This window comes from Pseudomonas umsongensis (genome assembly GCF_012647205.1).
GTDB lineage: Bacteria > Pseudomonadota > Gammaproteobacteria > Pseudomonadales > Pseudomonadaceae > Aquipseudomonas > Aquipseudomonas umsongensis.
Window position 1 is genome coordinate 6,047,001 of sequence record NZ_CP051487.1, and the last position, 16,230, is coordinate 6,063,230.

The following is a 16,230-nucleotide window of genomic DNA, read 5'->3' on the forward strand; positions in this document are numbered from 1 at the left end:
CTGTGTGCGTGAGTCCATGCTAGGGCAGTGCAGCCCAGGTGATTTGGCGTTTGGCGGGGCGTCATCACAGGTTTTTTCTGATTGAACACCGGCAAACAAGGGCTTTTTGCGGTGAAGGTTTTGCGCCGGTTTATGGCTCCTGCGCCAGCTCGGCTGGCAAGCCCCCCCCGGTCTTGATGGTTTTGGTGACGATGTAAGTGAAGTAGCGCTCGATGCCCAGGTCATCGAGCAATAACTGGTCGATAAACCGCTGGTAATGGTCGATGTCCGGCGCCTGGATCATTGCCATGTAATCAACGCCGCCACCGGTGGCGTAACAGAACGCCACTTCGGCGGCCTCGTTCATGCGTTGCTCGAAACGCCGCATGTCCTGGGCGGTGTGCCGGGCCAGGGTGATTTCCACCAGCACCTGCTGGCTTTTGAACACCGCGTACCAGTCGATCTGCGCTCGGTACCCTTTGATCAGCCCAAGCGCCTCCAGCTTGCGAACCCGCTCCCACGCCGGGGTCACCGAAAGATTGATCGCCTCGGCCAGGCTCGACTTGGTGATCCGACCGTCTTCGGCGAGGATTCGCAGGATTTTCAGGTCATAGCGATCGAGCTTGTGCATGGTCCGAAAATCTCCTAAATGTGTGGGAGAAACCTGTGGGAGCGAGCCTGCTTGCGATGGCGGTATTTCAGTCACATCATTAATGTATGTAACGCCGCAATCGCGAGCAGGCTCGCTTCCACAGGGTTTGGGGTCAGGTCAATACATCGGCGATGACTGCAATGGTATCGCCGCACTGCACCAGGCCGGGAAAGTGGCGCGCCGCCAGCAGGCCGCTGCGGGCCGCGCGATATTCCACCGGGGCGACGCCGCTGCGGGTAGCGTCGTAAACGCGGGCGATCACTTCGCCCTTGCTCACTTTGTCGCCCAGATCGCGGCACATTTCCAGCAAGCCGTCGTGTTCGCTGGCGATGAAGCAATTGGCATCGGGCATGTCGAGCATGATTGACCCCGTGGTCTGGATCTCACCTTCGAGAATCCCCGCATGCACCAGCAGATTACGCACCCCGCGCTCGGCAATCGCCACACTGCGCGCTGTGGACGAACCACCGCCACCCAGTTCGGTCGTGACAAAGACTTTGCCCTGACGCTCGGCGGCGGTGTCGTACATCGCCCCGGCATCGAGTTCCAGCATGCGCATGCTGTAAGGTGCATTGAAAGCGCGCATTCCGGCTTCGCATTGCGCCTGCTGATTTTTGTCGGGCAGCACATGACAAGCTGCGAAAGGCAGGAAATCCAAGGTGCGGCCACCGGAATGGATGTCCAGCACGAAGTCCGCCAAGGGCAATAAGGTCCGGTTGAAGTAGTCGGCGATTTTCTCGGTCACGGTGCCGTCCGGCTTACCGGGGAAACTGCGATTGAGATTACCCTTGTCGATCGGCGACGTGCGCCGACCAGCATGGAACGCCGGGGTGTTCATGAACGGGACGATAATCACCCGCCCCGTGACTTCGGCAGCCGTCAGACCCTGGGCTAGTTTGCTCAGCGCCACCGGGCCTTCGTATTCATCACCGTGGTTACCGCCGGTAAGCAGCGCGGTCGGACCCTCACCGCGCTGAATCACAGTGACCGGAATCATCACCGCGCCCCAGGCCGAGTCGTCCCGGGAGTACGGCAATTTGAGGAACCCGTGTTGCACGCCTTCGCGGGCAAAATCCACCGTGGCGCTGATCGGATTATCGGGCAATTCGCTCATGGCTCAATCCTTCACGAACAGTTGGCGTGGCACGTTGCACAGCGTCTCGACGCCGGTCTCGGTGATCAGAATGCTTTCGGTGATTTCCAGTCCCCAATCGTCCATCCACAGTCCCGGCATGAAGTGGAAAGTCATGCCTGGCTGCAACACGCTGGTGTCGCCGGGACGCAGGCTCATGGTGCGTTCGCCCCAGTCTGGCGGATAACTGATCCCGATCGGGTAGCCGCAACGGCTGTCCTTGTGGATGCCGAACTTCTGCAACACTTTGAAAAACGCCACAGCGATGTCGCCGGTGGTGTTGCCCGGTTTCGCCGCTTCCAGTCCAGCGGCGATGCCTTCGACCACGGCTTTTTCGCCGTCGAGGAAATGCTGTGGAGGTTTGCCCAGGTAGATCGTGCGCGACAACGGGCAGTGATAACGCTTGTAGCAACCGGCAATCTCGAAAAACGTCCCGGCCCCCTTTTCGAACGGCGAATCGTCCCAGGTCAGGTGCGGCGCGCTGGCATCGGCACCGGTCGGCAATAGCGGCACGATGGCCGGGTAATCGCCGCCATGGCCATCAGCGCCGAGGATCCCGCTGCTGTAGATGTCAGCCACCAGTTCATTTTTGCGCATGCCCGGCTCGATCCGTTCGAGGATCCGCCCGTGCATGTTTTCGACGATGCGCGCAGCGATGCGCATGTAAGCGATTTCCTGGGGCGACTTGATCGCTCGCTGCCAGTTCACCAACCCGACCGCGTCGATCAGCTTGGCCTGCGGCAGGTTTTTCTGCAGCGACAAATACGCGGCGGCGCTGAAGTAATAGTTATCCATTTCCACGCCGATGGTCAGCGCGTCCCAACCCCGGGCACTGATGACTTCCTGCGACAGGTAATCCATCGGATGGCGTTCCCGGGACTGCACATAGATGTCCGGGTAACCGACGATGTTCTCGTGCTGCATGAACACCGTGCGCTTGGCGCCGTTGGCGTCTTGTCCGCGACCGAACCAGACCGGCTCGCCGTCGAGCGCCAACAACACGCATTGGTGAACGTAAAACGACCAACCGTCATAGCCGGTCAGCCAGGCCATGTTCGACGGATCGGTGACCAGCAACAGCTCGATGCCCTGAACCTGCATGGCCGCTCGAACCTTGGCCAGACGCTGGGCGTATTCCTCCCGTTCGAACGGGAGATTGACGACTATCTGAGACATGCACATGCCCTCTGATAAATGACGCACGGATGAAAAAAATGGATTAGCTGCCGAACTGAAAGCCCTTGCCGGCCGAGCGCGCGCGCTCGAAGGCCAGATTGGCCATGGCGGTGTCTTGGGCGCCGGTGCCTGTGAGGTCGCACAAGGTGACTTGCGCATCGCTGGTCCGACCCGGGCGCTGGCCCGCGAGCACTTGTCCCAATTCGGCCAAGCCCGATTCGTTGGCAATAACGCCGGCCGCCAGAGCGTGATGCAACTCGCCGAGGATTCGCGTCTGGCTCAAGCGATCTGCCACGTAGCGGTCGACCTGCGCCAGCGCCTGGGGGGAAATTTCGTTTTTGTGTTCGGCGTCGGAGCCCATGGCAGTGATGTGCAGGCCGGGGTGCAGATGGCGCGCTTCGATCAAAGGTTCGCGGCTCGGGGTGCAGGTGATCGCGATGTCCGCGCCGGCCATGGCCTCGTCGATGCTCGCGCAAGGCGTGACCACCAGACCGCTGTCACGCGCCAATTCGGTGCTGAAGGCTTCAGCCTTGGCGCGGTCACGTGCCCAGACTCGAACGGATTCAATCGGCCGGACCAGGCGCAACGCCTGAAGCTGCAACGCCGCCTGTTCGCCGGCACCGATCAGCGCCACGCTGCGACTGTCAACCCGCGACAGCGCACGAGCAGCGACCGCGCCCGCCGCTGCTGTGCGTACGGCGGTCAGATAACCGTTATCCAGCAACAAGGCATCGAGCAAACCGGTGCGTGCCGACAACAGCATCATCATGCCGTTGAGGCTCGGTAGCCCAAGTGTCGGATTGTCGAAAAAACCCGGACTGACCTTGATCGCAAAGCGTTCCAGGCCTGGCAGGTACGCAGTCTTCACGTCCACTTCACCGTTGTGCTCGGGGATGTCCAGACGCAGGATCGGCGGCATTGCCACTGCTGCCGTGGCCAGCAGGACAAAGGCTTGTTCGATGGCTTCGATGCTCGGCAGGTCTAGTGCCACGCAGGCACGCAGATCAGCTTCGCTCAATAAGGTGATATCACTCATCAATGCGGCACTCCATTCAGTTTTTATTGTTGGGGTTCACGCATCCGCGCCTGCGAGGACGCGCAGGTGCTGATCGACGTCGACGTTACGGCCACTGACCACCACCACGATCGGCCCGCGCGGCTCAATCAATCCATCAAGCAACGCGGCAATCCCGACCACGGCCGCGCCTTCCAGCACCAGACGCTCTTCGCGATAGGCATGGCGTAGGGCATTGGCGATGGAAGTCTCGCTGAGCAAATGCAGGTGGTCACACAGATCGCGCGTCATGTTGAAGGTGTAACGGTTGTTCAGGCCGATACCACCGCCGAGCGAGTCGGCCAGGGTCGGCAGCTCTTCGACTTCCACCGGATGCCCAGCTGCGAGGCTGCCGTGCATGGCCGCACCGCGTTGCATGCTGATGCCGTGGGTGATGATGTTCGCGCTGACGCTTTTGATCGCCAGCGCCACACCGGCAAACAAACCGCCGCCGGACAATGGCACGAGGATTTGCGCCACGTCCGGTTGCTGTTCGAGGATTTCCAGCCCCAGCGTGCCCTGCCCGGCGATGATGGCCGGGTGATCAAACGGCGGCAGCAATGTCGCGCCTTGCTCGTTGGCGATCCGTTCGGCTTCACGCTGGGCGTCGTCCTGGGACTGGCCGACGATGCATACCTCGGCGCCCAGATCGCGAATGGCTTGAACCTTGTTCGCCGGCACCAGATGCGACAGGCAAATCGTCGCCTTCACGCCTTGTCGGGAAGCGGCATACGCCAGAGCACGACCGTGATTGCCGGTCGACGCCGCCACCACGCCACGCGTTTTCTCCTCGGCGCTCAGCTGCGCCACGGCATTGCTCGCGCCGCGCAATTTGAAACTGCCGGTGATTTGCTGGGATTCGAGTTTGAGGTACACCGCCACGCCCAATCGCTGCGAGAGGCTGGGCGAATATTCCATGGGGGTACGCCGGACAAGCAATTCGATGCGCTGGCGAGCGAGGTAAACATCATGTAGCTGCAACGATGACATGATCGCGTCCCGACTGTGGTGTTAGGCGCAGTCTAAGAGGACTGGATTGTCGCAATGAATGTACTAGGGCAATTTAGCCGACAAACTTTTTGGGGGACTTTTTCCCGGTCAAAAATCGTGGATTTGCGGGTACTGCCCGAATATCTCGCGCATGCCAATCAGCGCATCGCGCATTTCTTCGTCGCTGCATTCGGCGCCGACACAGATCCTCAACGCTCGAGCCCGAGGCGTTCCACGCACGGTGAACGGGTCAGGCGACGTGACTGCAATGTGCCGGTGACGCAGGGCCCGCACCAGGCTGTCGACCTCCCAATGCGGGGGAATACCGACCCACGCATTCAATGCATGAGGATGCTGGCCGAGCAGGTGCTCGCCCAGGTATTCGCTGACCATCGCCTGACGGCCGGCCAACAGTTTGCGCTGCAAACGCACGAGCGTGTCGGCGCGACCGTCACGAATCCAGCGCGCGGCGATTTCGGAGACCATGGGCGTGGCCATCCAGCTGTTGACCCGCAAGATGCTCTCGGTGCGCAACGCCAGACGCTTGGGCACCACCAGATAGCCGATGCGCAAACCGGTCAGCACCGACTTGGTCATGCTGGTGCAATAGAACGACAGTTCTGGCAGGTAATGGCTAATCGGCGGCGCGCGATGCTCGTCCAGCAACGGGCCGTATACATCGTCCTCAATAATGTGCACGCCGAAACGCCGGGCGATGTCGGCAATCTCCCGCCGACGACTGTCCGGCATCAGGCTGGTGGTCGGGTTGTTCAGGTTCGGCGTGCACACCAGCGCGGTGATGCGCTCGTTGCTGCACATGTCTTCGAAATGTTCCGGGTCAATGCCATAACGGTCCATCTCCAGGCCTTTGAGGGTGAACCCCAATACTTGGGAGTTGCCAATCACTCCGTGATCGGTGACCCCTTCGCAAAGTACTACATCATCGGGGCCCGCCAGAGATGCCAGCGCAAGGAAGATGCCGTGGGCCGCGCCATTGGTAATCAGGATGCCATCGCGCTCGACCCGCAGTCCTTGCCGTCCGATCCAGTGCATGGCCTCTTCACGGTGCGACTCGAAACCGGCAATCGGACGAAACGCGTGAATCCACGGCTGATCCTCTTCCGTGCTGAGCTCGCGGCAGGTGTCACGCCAGCACTGGTCGTGCTCGCGGGTGTGCAGGATCCGCGTGATGGAAAAATCCACGAGGGCCCGTTCGGGGCTATCGAGAATATAGGTAGCCACTCGATCGCTCATGCGCCGCGACACAAAGCTGCCGCGCCCGACTTCGCAACGCACCAGCCCCTGGCGCTCCAGCTCTTTATAGGCGTTGGTGACCGTCTGCACACTGATGCCCATGGCATCGGCAACGTGCCGCTGCGGTGGCAGGCGGTGATCATTGACCAGGACACCCTGCTCGATATCGTCGGCAATTGCCTGCACTAGAATCTTGTATTTGGACTCGCCGCTACGGGCGTTTTCCAGTGCTGCTTTCCACTTGTCCATCAGCGCTAAAACCCGGGTCTGTACTCGTCGGGACAGCATCTCGCTAGAATCCATGCAAAGCAATTGTCCTAGTGCAATACAATGATGCTCAGAGCTTTTGTATGCTCGGCTCAAGGTCGATAGCCGGGCACACTTCAAGCCCCCACAACAAAATCAGTCGACCTGTACCGGACTGTGTCCCGATCCATGGGATCAGTTCTTGTACGCTTTGCTCTTGTAACACTGCCTCCTACCACAGAGCCGTCACCGACGGGTCAACAAGAAACAGGAGATTTTATCGATGAGCAATTTCCCTTCCCGCAGCACCCATGCTTTGCGTCGCCTGTTCGTGGCTTGCGCGATGCTCGGCCTGGCCGCCAGCGCCCAAGCCGCTACAACACTGGAAACCGTCAAACAGAACAGCAGCATCCGTATCGGTTATGCCAACGAAACCCCGTTCGCCTTTACCGAAACAGACGGCAGGGTCACCGGTGAATCACCGGAAATCGCCAAAGCCATCTTTGCCAAAATGGGCATCAAACAGGTCGACGGCGTGTTGACCGAATGGGGTTCGTTGATCCCGGGCCTGCGCGCCGGGCGCTTCGACGTGATTGCCGCCGGCATGTACATCACGCCGGCCCGCTGCAAGCAGGTGCTGTTTACCGATCCGCAGTATCAACTGCCGGACGCACTGCTTACAGCCAAAGGCAACCCGAAGGCTCTACACAGCTATGAAGACATCGCCAAGAATCCCGAGGTGAAACTGGCGATCATGGCCGGTACGGTGAACCTGGCGTATGCGCGGGATTCGGGCGTGAAAGACGCGCAGATCCTCCAGGTGCCGGACACCACAGCTCAGTTGCAAGCCGTGCGCGCCGGTCGTGCCGATGCCGCCGTGGGTACTCAACTGACCATGAAAGGTTTGGCCGCCAAGGGTGGAGAAAAAGTCGAAGCAGTCACCGAGTTCAAGGACGACCCGTCGCACATAGGATACGGTGCTCTCGCCTTCCGTCCGGAAGACAAAGACCTACGCGATGCGGTCAACGCGGAGTTGAAAAAGTGGCTGGGCTCCGAAGAGCACCTCAAGGCGGTCGCTCCTTTCGGATTTGACAAATCCAACGTGACAAGAAAAACGGCTGCCGAGCTCTGCGCTCAATAGTCGAAACAGGCATGGCGTCACGGTGCGATGCCTATTTCCCTGCTTAATCCGGATGGCCAGGTTTAAACCATGGGTGAATTACTTCCGCTATTGATACAAGGCGCCTGGGTGACGCTCCAGGTGACGATCTTCGGTTCGCTGCTGGCGATTGTCGCGGCGATTCTCGCGGCCCTGGGGCGTATGTCGCCATGGCGGCCATTGCGTTGGTTTTCCGTTGCTTACATTGAAGTGTTTCGCGGCACGTCGTTGCTGGTGCAATTGTTCTGGCTGTTTTTCGTGCTACCGCTGCCACCGTTCAACCTTGAACTGAGCCCCTATAGCGTGGCCATCGTCGGCCTTGGCTTGCACATTGGTGCTTACGGCGCAGAGGTGATGCGCGGCGCGATCAGCTCTGTCGCGAAGGGTCAGTATGAAGCGTCCACAGCACTGAACTTCAGCGGCTACAAGCGCTTTCGCCGCATTATTCTTCCGCAGGCGTTGCTGGCCGCTATTCCGCCGGGCACCAATCTGCTGATTGAATTGCTGAAAAATACTTCGCTGGTGTCATTGATCACTTTATCCGATCTGAGCTTCCGGGCGCGTCAACTGGATCAGGCGACTTTCCAGACCCTGGAAATTTTCAGCCTTGCGCTGGTGATGTACTTCATCCTGGCGCAAGCCATCAATATCGGCATGCGTCGCATTGAGCTCCATCTGGCTCGCGGGCGGATGCGGGGAGGTCTGTCATGACACTGTTTGATTGGACCTATGCCTGGCAAATCCTCCCCGATTTACTGCGCGCTTCGCTTAACACCGTAGGGATTACCCTGATCGGTTTCCTGATCGCCATTGTGCTAGGTCTGTTCCTGGCAATTGGTCGACGCAGCCGCAGAGTCTGGCTATCGTGGCCAGCCACCGGGGTGATCGAGTTCATTCGCAGCACACCGCTGCTGATCCAGGTGTATTTTCTTTACTACGTGCTGCCTAATTACGGCGTCAGCATGACCGCGATGCAAGTGGGGATTCTCGGCATAGGCCTGCATTACGCCTGCTACATCGCCGAGGTGTATCGCGGCGGCCTCGACGCCGTGCCGCGTGCGCAATGGGAGGCGGTCACGGCGCTGAACATCGCCCCGTACAGCGCCTACCGCAACATCATCCTGCCCCAAGCCCTGCGGCCGATCCTGCCGCCATTGGGCAACTACCTAGTGGCGATGCTCAAGGACACGCCGGTACTGTCGGCGATTACTGTGGTGGAGATCATGCAACAGGCCAAGAACATCGGCTCAGAGAACTTCCGCTACCTGGAACCGATCACCATGGTCGGTCTGTTTTTCCTCGCCCTGAGCATCGCCTTGGCTTATTTGGTACGGCGCCTCGAACTGCGCCTGGAGCTACGCTAATGACTTCTCCACTCTCGACACCCAGCGACCTTTCCCGGCGCAGCAACCCGACCCCGCTGCATTCGCAGGAGGCCACGGCCATGCAGGAAACCAGATCGGTCAAGCCGATCGTCAGCTTTCAGGACGTCACCAAGAGCTACGGCAACTTCACCGTGCTCGACCACTTGAACCTAGACGTCACGCCGGGTGAGAAAGTCGCGATTATCGGTCCCAGCGGCTCGGGTAAATCCACATTATTACGGGTGCTGATGACGCTCGAGGGCATCGATGACGGGTTGATCCGCATCGAGGATGACTTGCTGACCCACATGCCCAATCGCAACGGTGTGCTAGTGCCGGCCAATGATCGGCATATCCGCCGGGTGCGCGGCAAGATCGGCATGGTGTTCCAGAGCTTCAACCTGTTCCCGCACATGACTGCGTTGCAAAATGTCATCGAAGCGCCGGTGCAAGTCCTTGGCATGAAACCCGCTGAAGCGCGCGAACGGGCAGCAGACTTGCTGGAACTGGTGGGGCTGGGCAGCAAGCTTGGCCATTACCCTTCGCAGCTGTCCGGCGGCCAGCAACAGCGGGTGGCGATCGCCCGGGCACTTGCCATGCGGCCCAAAGTCATGCTGTTCGACGAAGTGACCTCGGCACTCGACCCGGAACTGTGCGGCGAAGTACTTAACGTGATCCGCAAACTCGGCGCCGAGCACAACCTGACGATGCTGATGGTCACGCACCAGATGGGCTTCGCCCGGGAATTCGCCGATCGCGTATGCTTCTTTTATAAGGGGCAGATTCACGAACAGGGCACTCCCGCGCAGATCTTTGAACACCCGCAACAGGAACGAACTTGCGCGTTCCTTAGCGCAGTGAAAGAAGCCAACTAACCGAAAACTCAGCTGGAAGGGGCTGTGCTATGCACAGTGCCCTTCAGGTCGAATGCAAAGGGTTGGCACAACTGTGCAAATACCTGGTTTTCAATCAACCATGATTCTTCGCACATTGTGGGGAAGTGCCAGGGTCTGAATTATTTTATTCAGTATAACGCCGCGGTAATCAAGGATCCTTTAGAGCAAAAAGCATGGTTGGGAGGGCTTTTAGGGTGCAGTCGATCACTGACTGAGCTTCACAAGGGCTCCCGCTTCATCACCGTACTCCACGGAATCCCCCCGGGCCATTTGAAGCACCTTGCTCTCCCAAATTTCGGTGTGTTCGCTTTGGTAATTGAAGATCAACTTAGGACGCTTGTGGCCCTTCAAAGTGAGACAAGATATCTGATGAAAGAACTGGATATGGCTACCTCTGGTTACTAATTTTTTGGCCATTGCACAGGCATGAATTTACGAATACGCCACTCCCTCAAATTAAAAATCCAAGCTACTTTGATAGCGCTTCAATTTATTCTCCAATTCCTTTACACGTTCAACTAGCTGCAGATTCTGCGTAAGCACTTGGTAAAGTTGCTCTCGGGCTTGTTCAAGCTCAACCACAGCCCTCCCGGCCTTATTCTGGGCGCGCTTAATCTGTAAAGCCTTAGAGTTGCTTGTCGTGCTGCACTCTGTTCGATAGGCCTCTATTCTGGCAATTAAAGGCATGTGCGAGCCGCGAGACCTTTTCAAATAACCACGATCGAATCCAGCCTCAACACTAACAATACCTGCCGTGATCTTTGATCCGTCGATACCTACATGTGCGGAAATGACTGGGCACCCCGCTTTAAGGCGCTCAAACGCCGCCTCGCATATTTTAACGCCGTCAGATGTGATCCCACCAGACATCATTCAACCTCCATAACATTAATCAGACGATGTCTGTATCGAACCAGTCTATCCCAATCACCCTTTGTAATCTGATACTCGCCAGAACCTTCCTCGTACACCGCAAGTTCTCTTTCAGCGTCTTTAATAGCTTCATCTAGTTTCTGAGGTTTGATGATTGAGCCCTCACAGCTCAAGCAGGTCGTAAAGTCACCAAGAAGATAGGAATCGCACTCCCCAACTTTAGTGCAACCACCGAGCAGCGTTGGGCGATATCGGAGGTGACCATTAGCGACCCGCTTCATCGTTTCAGCGCGCACATCAGCAATTTGAGCCTCCCCGCTTTCAAGGCGCTGACGCTGCTTATTGATGTAACTTCCAACGCCTCCAAAGAGAGGTATGTTTTCTCCCAGAACCTCCGTCAGAATGTCATAGGCGACACTCATCGGCATTCCCATCTGAAACTCATACGCCATGTGATTCTGGGGTAGAACGAACTCTTTCTTCTCCGAATCGTAATAGCCAAAGATAGTTTTGAGATTTTCAAAATTGTTGGCATAGTAGCGCGCCATCTGTAACGTCATGTGTTTGTACTGTTTCTTCAAGCTAGGCAGTGATATAAAGCCGCTACTGCTACCATAAAATGCCAGTGAGCGTCGAAACTGATGACTAGTTAAATTCCAAGGCATGCCAACGGCAAAAGAGTTTTCAGCAGAAAAATCTCTTCCTGGGTCGGTGGCCGCAAGCTCAGCCAAATCCGACTGTTCAATCAGAATTGATGTTGCCAGTGATTCAGGCTTTGCTTCGACCCTCCAAATCGTAACGCCAACCTCTATATCGCCTTTTCTCACAATGATTGATGGATTAAGGAAAAGCGGCATATCATTGACATCAGTCTTATAAATTTTTGAAAGACCTCGGCAGATTGCCTGCCCCACCTTGACCGCCTTAATTACGTCTTCAGTGGCAAGCCAAGCCTCGACTTGCCTGTACCCTTCAAATTTTGTCGTGGTGGATATAAGATCAACCATCCTTGCTCGATCTCGGACAACACCCCGACTATCCGTCGTATCAGGAACAACGACAGACTGTGAAAGACAATTATACGGAAGTCTCGCGACCTCTTGATCGCGCATCCCTGTATAGGTGTGGATAATAGTTTTAATAATATACTGGACCTTAGCTAACGCTAACGACAACCCCATTCGCTCTTTACAGATAAAATCCCCAGCAAAAACGCTATTCAACTGGTGCTGCGCAATAGCTTCCTCAAATATAGGCCGGACATCCCGCTTCGAAACCTTCATAGTGCAGCGTTGAAAATTGATACTTGTGCCGTAAACTCTATCCTCAAAGGAGGCAATAAACTCCTCAAGAGAATCAATACCAGAAAAAATCTGATCAACCCTATCACCGAGAATATTTATTATCTCAAGATAGATACGAGTTGGTATAACAGGGTGCTGCAATCCTTCCCTATACCCTTCCAATCCGAAATCCACATCAAAAACACCCTGAATTCGATACCCAAGGCGTTTCTCCCCTACCGAAACTAAGTGCCGCAGCAGCGCACGAAGCTTCTTGACCTTACTCTGACACATCTTACATTCCCTGAGGAAGGCAGCAAGATATATCGGAATAGTAAAAAGTTGCTGGAGTGACAACACCCCGACCATTTCTCTATCCCTCTGCGCATAACAATACCGAACGGCAGAGCGAAGAACAGTATAATACTGTAACAAAGAAGACGGGCTAAGCCGACCAATATGCCCCGCACTTACATAAAAAATAAGGCAGAAAAAAATATATTTTACTTCATTTATCAAGCGCCGCCGTTCAACGCCCTCACCATCCAACATGCCGTCAAACCGAAACAAATTAACTCTGTTCGCGCTAAGGCGATAAGGATTTAAATCCCACACATCATCCCCATAGACCGCTGTAGCATTCCCATCTCTATCGCGACACATCACAAAGCTATCAGGAGGGACGCCGTCCTCTTCATCATAAGGATCCGGTGGAACAGAGCCGACTCCCGCCACGCCAGAGAACAAATCACTAAAAAACGTAGAACTCAAAATACCACCCCCACCTTCTCATAACGTTGCAAGCGCCTCTCCCAAAAAGGCGTCAGATCGCCCAATTTTTGCACCCTGTACTTAACTTCAGCGACTAGGGTCGAACTCTCCTTTGAGCGCTCGGAGACAGCTTCAAGGATAAACTCAATGCGAATAGAAAGGTCCTTGAATAGCCTTTCGGCATGCTGTAAATCTGCGGTAGTTTTCCTCACTGCGTTAGCAACGTACTGAAGACTTAGGAGTTTGTGAACATCCTCTTCATCCGCATGACACATATAGTTCTCACAATAGAGGCACCCGTACTGCGTCTCGCAATTCGGTTGAATCGGCACTTCCTCGCGTGTTTGCACTGGATGATTGAAGTCTTCGCAGTGCCCTACAACAGTGGCAGCCTCCTCCTTGGCACCACGCTCTCGAACCACCTCCGCAGCCTTGCGCACAGCTTCCCAGTAGATACCGAACTCCTGCTCTTGCCGTTCCACCGTGGTTTCTGAGTAATTTGATGCATTCGTACGCTGTGAATGATTCAGCGACTCGGCTACTAATGATGGCGAAACTCTCAATTCATGTAAAACCAAACTCTTGAACTTTCTTACCGCAGATGCTGGGATATTCTTCGCATCAGGTGGCAAATACACTCCTCTAAGCCGCCTAAAAAATGCACTAGAAAAATTCTCGTTCAACTGACTATATTCTCCAGAATAGACCCCATCCTTACGCATTCTGAAGAAAAGATACTCGCAGCTCTGTCCGTTAAGCATCCATTGTCTTAGCTTCAAATAGGCTCTTAGCAACTGAAGCCCCTTTCTACCGATTGGATAGCGCGTCGTCCTTCCCTTCGCCCGAAACTTCACCGCCGTCAACTCTTTCTTTATCGCCGACCGCTCAATTTCAAGAGCTTCTGCATATTCAAACTGCACAAACTCGCTAGGATTTGCCCCTGTAATCAAAATAAAAAGACATGCATATGCACTGGCAGACATGGATGCCAAACGCATCCTTTGCTCATGCCGAAGATCCGTATTCGCTTCATCTATGGTTTTTTGCGTATCGCCAAGCGACCGGCGAATTATATCCAGCTTACTAACTCGTGCTCCACTAGCCATATATTCTTCTGGCGTAGCCACCCGTGCTTCCACGAGATTAAGGCAGTGAAGCCTCTTACCATTCGAATACGGGGTTAGCGTCGCGCCATAAATAGGGAAAACTACAGCCTCTAGACCTGAAAATTTAACCCGACAGGGGAATGGCTCCCCGCTCATGACAAAAGAACTAAATCGAGACGCAACATCAATGCAGACATTTATTTAGCTTTTTACATTATCTTCTCTCGGAGGCTCAGGGCTTTTCCGGTTCGCCTTAATACCAGGCACGCCTCTTGTAATATAATCAGCACCATCTTTGAAGTGAAGACCAATAAGAAGCTTAAATGCCCTCTGACGAGCAAAGCAACTGATTGGCTTTAACTTCCCCAGAGCCAAAATTTGATGCAGAAGAAATTCTCTAAATCCTTTGTATGCCACCCTAGCAGACTTTACATTGTCGAACGCGTCTACATGCCCACTGGCATCACACCAATCCAATACAAACTTAAAACTTTTAAACTCACCAAGGATGCTTCTATCTCTTAATCCACCAGTATTGAAATAATCACCAATGGTTCTTACCAGCATCCTCCGACCACTAATGAACGATCCAATAACAACTGGAACCCCTTCCCTGCATGACCTGACTCCCATGTACCTAACCGAATAGGCAAATGAACCTATATCAATAGGGCTTTTAATGGCACGAGGATCAAGCTTCAATCGCAAACGCTCTGGATACAGAAAATCTTGTCCTAGCTGAGACAAGGTGACCACATCCGTTTCACGGATAACCATTTGGTCCAAATCACTCATTAGCGCTCTCCAATCTCAGATCACTGTAGTCTCCGAATCCGAAAATCTCATCTTCGTAAAGCTCTTGAGCAGCCAACTTATCAGAGTGCAATCGAAAGAGCTTCAGATAATTCTCTGTCGTTTCTCGATTTGAATGATACAGGCGCCTCTGAACAAGTGAAACCTCCTCACCATATTGCAAGCGCCCCGACGCCAATAACGGCAGCAAATGCTGATACAACTGAAAAGCAAAGGTTGCCCTTAACCAATGATACGTAAAACCAAGAGGAAATTCTTTTGATGCATACTTAATCAATTTTCGTTTTATGGTTTCGGTCACCTGCCCCGTCGGCCTTGACTTAACCTCTAAATAACGCGGATCACTTTCCGCCATGTAATAGCAATTACCTTGATCAGATAGAAACACATACATATCGTCATCATTCAACGCTTCAAGACTGCTATGCTCTTTCTTTAATTTCTCGCGCAACAATCCCCGTCTCTTGACTGCCATAGGACTGCTAGCAAAAACCTTCAGGTCATCAGCCAGTTGCTTCGGTACATGAAGCATCTGAGGCTTATCGCGTTTGGTATCAATACCAGTCCCAGGCCCCACATGCAGATGGTATGTTTTGTCACGATGAAGATTGTCCTCTGTAAAACCCTCAAGGTGCTTCATACGTAAGGTCAGGACTGTCTGCTTCCGCGCGCCAGTCATCAATGCAACAAGAAGTATCAGTCGTTCCTGCTGCGACCAATTTCTCTCATCATCTATTATCGCCAACAACTCGGAAAGCTGTTCATTGGTGAGCGGTCTTAAATCTTCACCATCGTCACGGACAAAGCCAATGGGAACATTACTTTTCTTAGACGTTGGAAGCGTCTGGCTGCGCTTTTCAACTTCAATCATCCTGGCTCCGCGACCACTTTCCAGCAAGAGCCTAACTTTCTTTACCGTATCAACGCGCTCCATATCAATTTCATAGTGCCAATTCAACGAAACAAACTTAATGAAATCATATACGATATTTGTATATTGGTTAATTACCGCAGGAGACTTTCCGCCATCATCAATCAAATGCCTGAAATAGCGGTATGTTGGTCTAAGCGGTGGTCGCTTGCCGGAAAAGTCTTTCCAATCAATCTCCTGATCCTCACAGAACAACAGGTAGTCTAAGAGCCTGCTTGCAGTGCGACGGGCCTTGTCTGTCGGCCTAGTCCGTGCATGCTTATTTTTGACGAGGTTAAGAAGATATGAGTTCGCCTCGATCCACGGCAGACCGCAGCGATGGAACAACACAGGGAAGTTGTACACATCGCGCTCGCCGTTCTTGCTACCAAACTCATTGACCTGGAATAGTTCAATGGGTGGCTGAGTGGCTACCAAGAGCGTGGGGGTCGCTCCACGAGGTTTGTTAGAAACGTACAGATCAGCAAAAGCATCCCGCACTCGAGGGACAATGACCAGCCTGCCTGTATGAGCAGAGTTCTCGTATGACGACATGTGCACATCCGCCTCTC

At 54.6% G+C, this 16,230-nt stretch carries 15 protein-coding genes; 4 read left to right on the plus strand and 11 right to left on the minus strand.

Annotated elements, in window-relative coordinates; genetic code table 11:
- Window positions 1-130: 130 nt before the first annotated feature.
- The 6 genes from HGP31_RS27390 to ehuR all read right to left on the minus strand — a co-directional run bounded on the left by HGP31_RS27390 (window position 131) and on the right by ehuR (window position 6,486).
- A complete protein-coding gene (locus HGP31_RS27390) occupies window positions 131-610 on the minus strand; it encodes an Lrp/AsnC family transcriptional regulator (RefSeq protein ID WP_060764068.1) in 480 nt (159 codons plus the stop codon).
- A gap of 133 nt (window positions 611-743) precedes the next feature.
- The gene (gene doeB / locus HGP31_RS27395) at window positions 744-1,745 is read right to left on the minus strand and encodes a N(2)-acetyl-L-2,4-diaminobutanoate deacetylase DoeB (protein WP_060764069.1); all 1,002 of its coding nucleotides are present in this window, start codon (window positions 1,743-1,745) and stop codon (window positions 744-746) included.
- Window positions 1,746-1,748: 3 nt separating this feature from the next.
- Window positions 1,749-2,939, minus strand: a complete 1,191-nt coding sequence (gene doeA / locus HGP31_RS27400; protein WP_060764070.1) for an ectoine hydrolase DoeA — start codon at window positions 2,937-2,939, stop codon at window positions 1,749-1,751.
- Between the two features lie 43 nt (window positions 2,940-2,982).
- Window positions 2,983-3,975, minus strand: coding sequence for an ectoine utilization protein EutC (gene eutC, locus HGP31_RS27405; RefSeq protein ID WP_060764071.1), 993 nt, complete (start codon window positions 3,973-3,975; stop codon window positions 2,983-2,985).
- 36 nt (window positions 3,976-4,011) lie between these two features.
- On the minus strand, window positions 4,012-4,983 hold the full coding sequence (gene eutB, locus HGP31_RS27410) for a hydroxyectoine utilization dehydratase EutB (RefSeq protein ID WP_076964526.1): 972 nt from the start codon (window positions 4,981-4,983) through the stop codon (window positions 4,012-4,014).
- Window positions 4,984-5,091: 108 nt separating this feature from the next.
- Window positions 5,092-6,486 (minus strand): MocR-like ectoine utilization transcription factor EhuR, encoded by a 1,395-nt coding sequence (gene ehuR, locus HGP31_RS27415; protein WP_168759235.1) that lies wholly within the window; start codon window positions 6,484-6,486, stop codon window positions 5,092-5,094.
- 280 nt (window positions 6,487-6,766) lie between these two features.
- On the opposite strand from ehuR, the gene ehuB reads away from it, so the two are divergent.
- The 4 genes from ehuB (at window position 6,767) to ehuA (ending at window position 9,881) form a co-directional block, all read left to right on the plus strand.
- The gene (ehuB, locus tag HGP31_RS27420; RefSeq protein ID WP_060764054.1) at window positions 6,767-7,624 is read left to right on the plus strand and encodes an ectoine/hydroxyectoine ABC transporter substrate-binding protein EhuB; all 858 of its coding nucleotides are present in this window, start codon (window positions 6,767-6,769) and stop codon (window positions 7,622-7,624) included.
- A gap of 69 nt (window positions 7,625-7,693) precedes the next feature.
- Window positions 7,694-8,353: an ectoine/hydroxyectoine ABC transporter permease subunit EhuC gene (ehuC, locus tag HGP31_RS27425; protein ID WP_060764055.1), complete on the plus strand. Its 660-nt coding sequence runs from the start codon at window positions 7,694-7,696 to the stop codon at window positions 8,351-8,353.
- Window positions 8,350-9,006 (plus strand): ectoine/hydroxyectoine ABC transporter permease subunit EhuD, encoded by a 657-nt coding sequence (gene ehuD, locus HGP31_RS27430; RefSeq protein ID WP_060764056.1) that lies wholly within the window; start codon window positions 8,350-8,352, stop codon window positions 9,004-9,006. Before ehuC ends, ehuD begins: the two co-directional genes overlap by 4 nt.
- An 80-nt stretch (window positions 9,007-9,086) precedes the next feature.
- Entirely contained in the window at window positions 9,087-9,881 is a 795-nt protein-coding gene (gene ehuA / locus HGP31_RS27435; RefSeq protein ID WP_060764057.1) for an ectoine/hydroxyectoine ABC transporter ATP-binding protein EhuA, read from the plus strand.
- 477 nt (window positions 9,882-10,358) lie between these two features.
- On the opposite strand, the gene HGP31_RS27440 is transcribed toward ehuA, so the two are convergent.
- The 5 genes from HGP31_RS27440 to HGP31_RS27460 form a co-directional block, all read right to left on the minus strand.
- Complete coding sequence (locus HGP31_RS27440; protein ID WP_060764059.1) at window positions 10,359-10,775, minus strand: hypothetical protein; 417 nt, start codon at window positions 10,773-10,775, stop codon at window positions 10,359-10,361.
- Window positions 10,772-12,427 carry an integrase gene (locus HGP31_RS27445; protein ID WP_420850704.1) on the minus strand — a complete coding sequence of 552 codons (1,656 nt, stop codon included), beginning with the start codon at window positions 12,425-12,427 and terminating at the stop codon, window positions 10,772-10,774. Before HGP31_RS27445 ends, HGP31_RS27440 begins: the two co-directional genes overlap by 4 nt.
- Window positions 12,428-12,825: 398 nt before the next feature.
- Window positions 12,826-13,956, minus strand: coding sequence for a site-specific integrase (locus HGP31_RS27450; RefSeq protein ID WP_205896187.1), 1,131 nt, complete (start codon window positions 13,954-13,956; stop codon window positions 12,826-12,828).
- Window positions 13,957-14,136: 180 nt separating this feature from the next.
- A complete protein-coding gene (locus HGP31_RS27455) occupies window positions 14,137-14,730 on the minus strand; it encodes a hypothetical protein (RefSeq protein WP_168758985.1) in 594 nt (197 codons plus the stop codon).
- Window positions 14,723-16,213: a site-specific integrase gene (locus tag HGP31_RS27460; protein ID WP_168758986.1), complete on the minus strand. Its 1,491-nt coding sequence runs from the start codon at window positions 16,211-16,213 to the stop codon at window positions 14,723-14,725. Before HGP31_RS27460 ends, HGP31_RS27455 begins: the two co-directional genes overlap by 8 nt.
- Window positions 16,214-16,230: the final 17 nt, after the last annotated feature.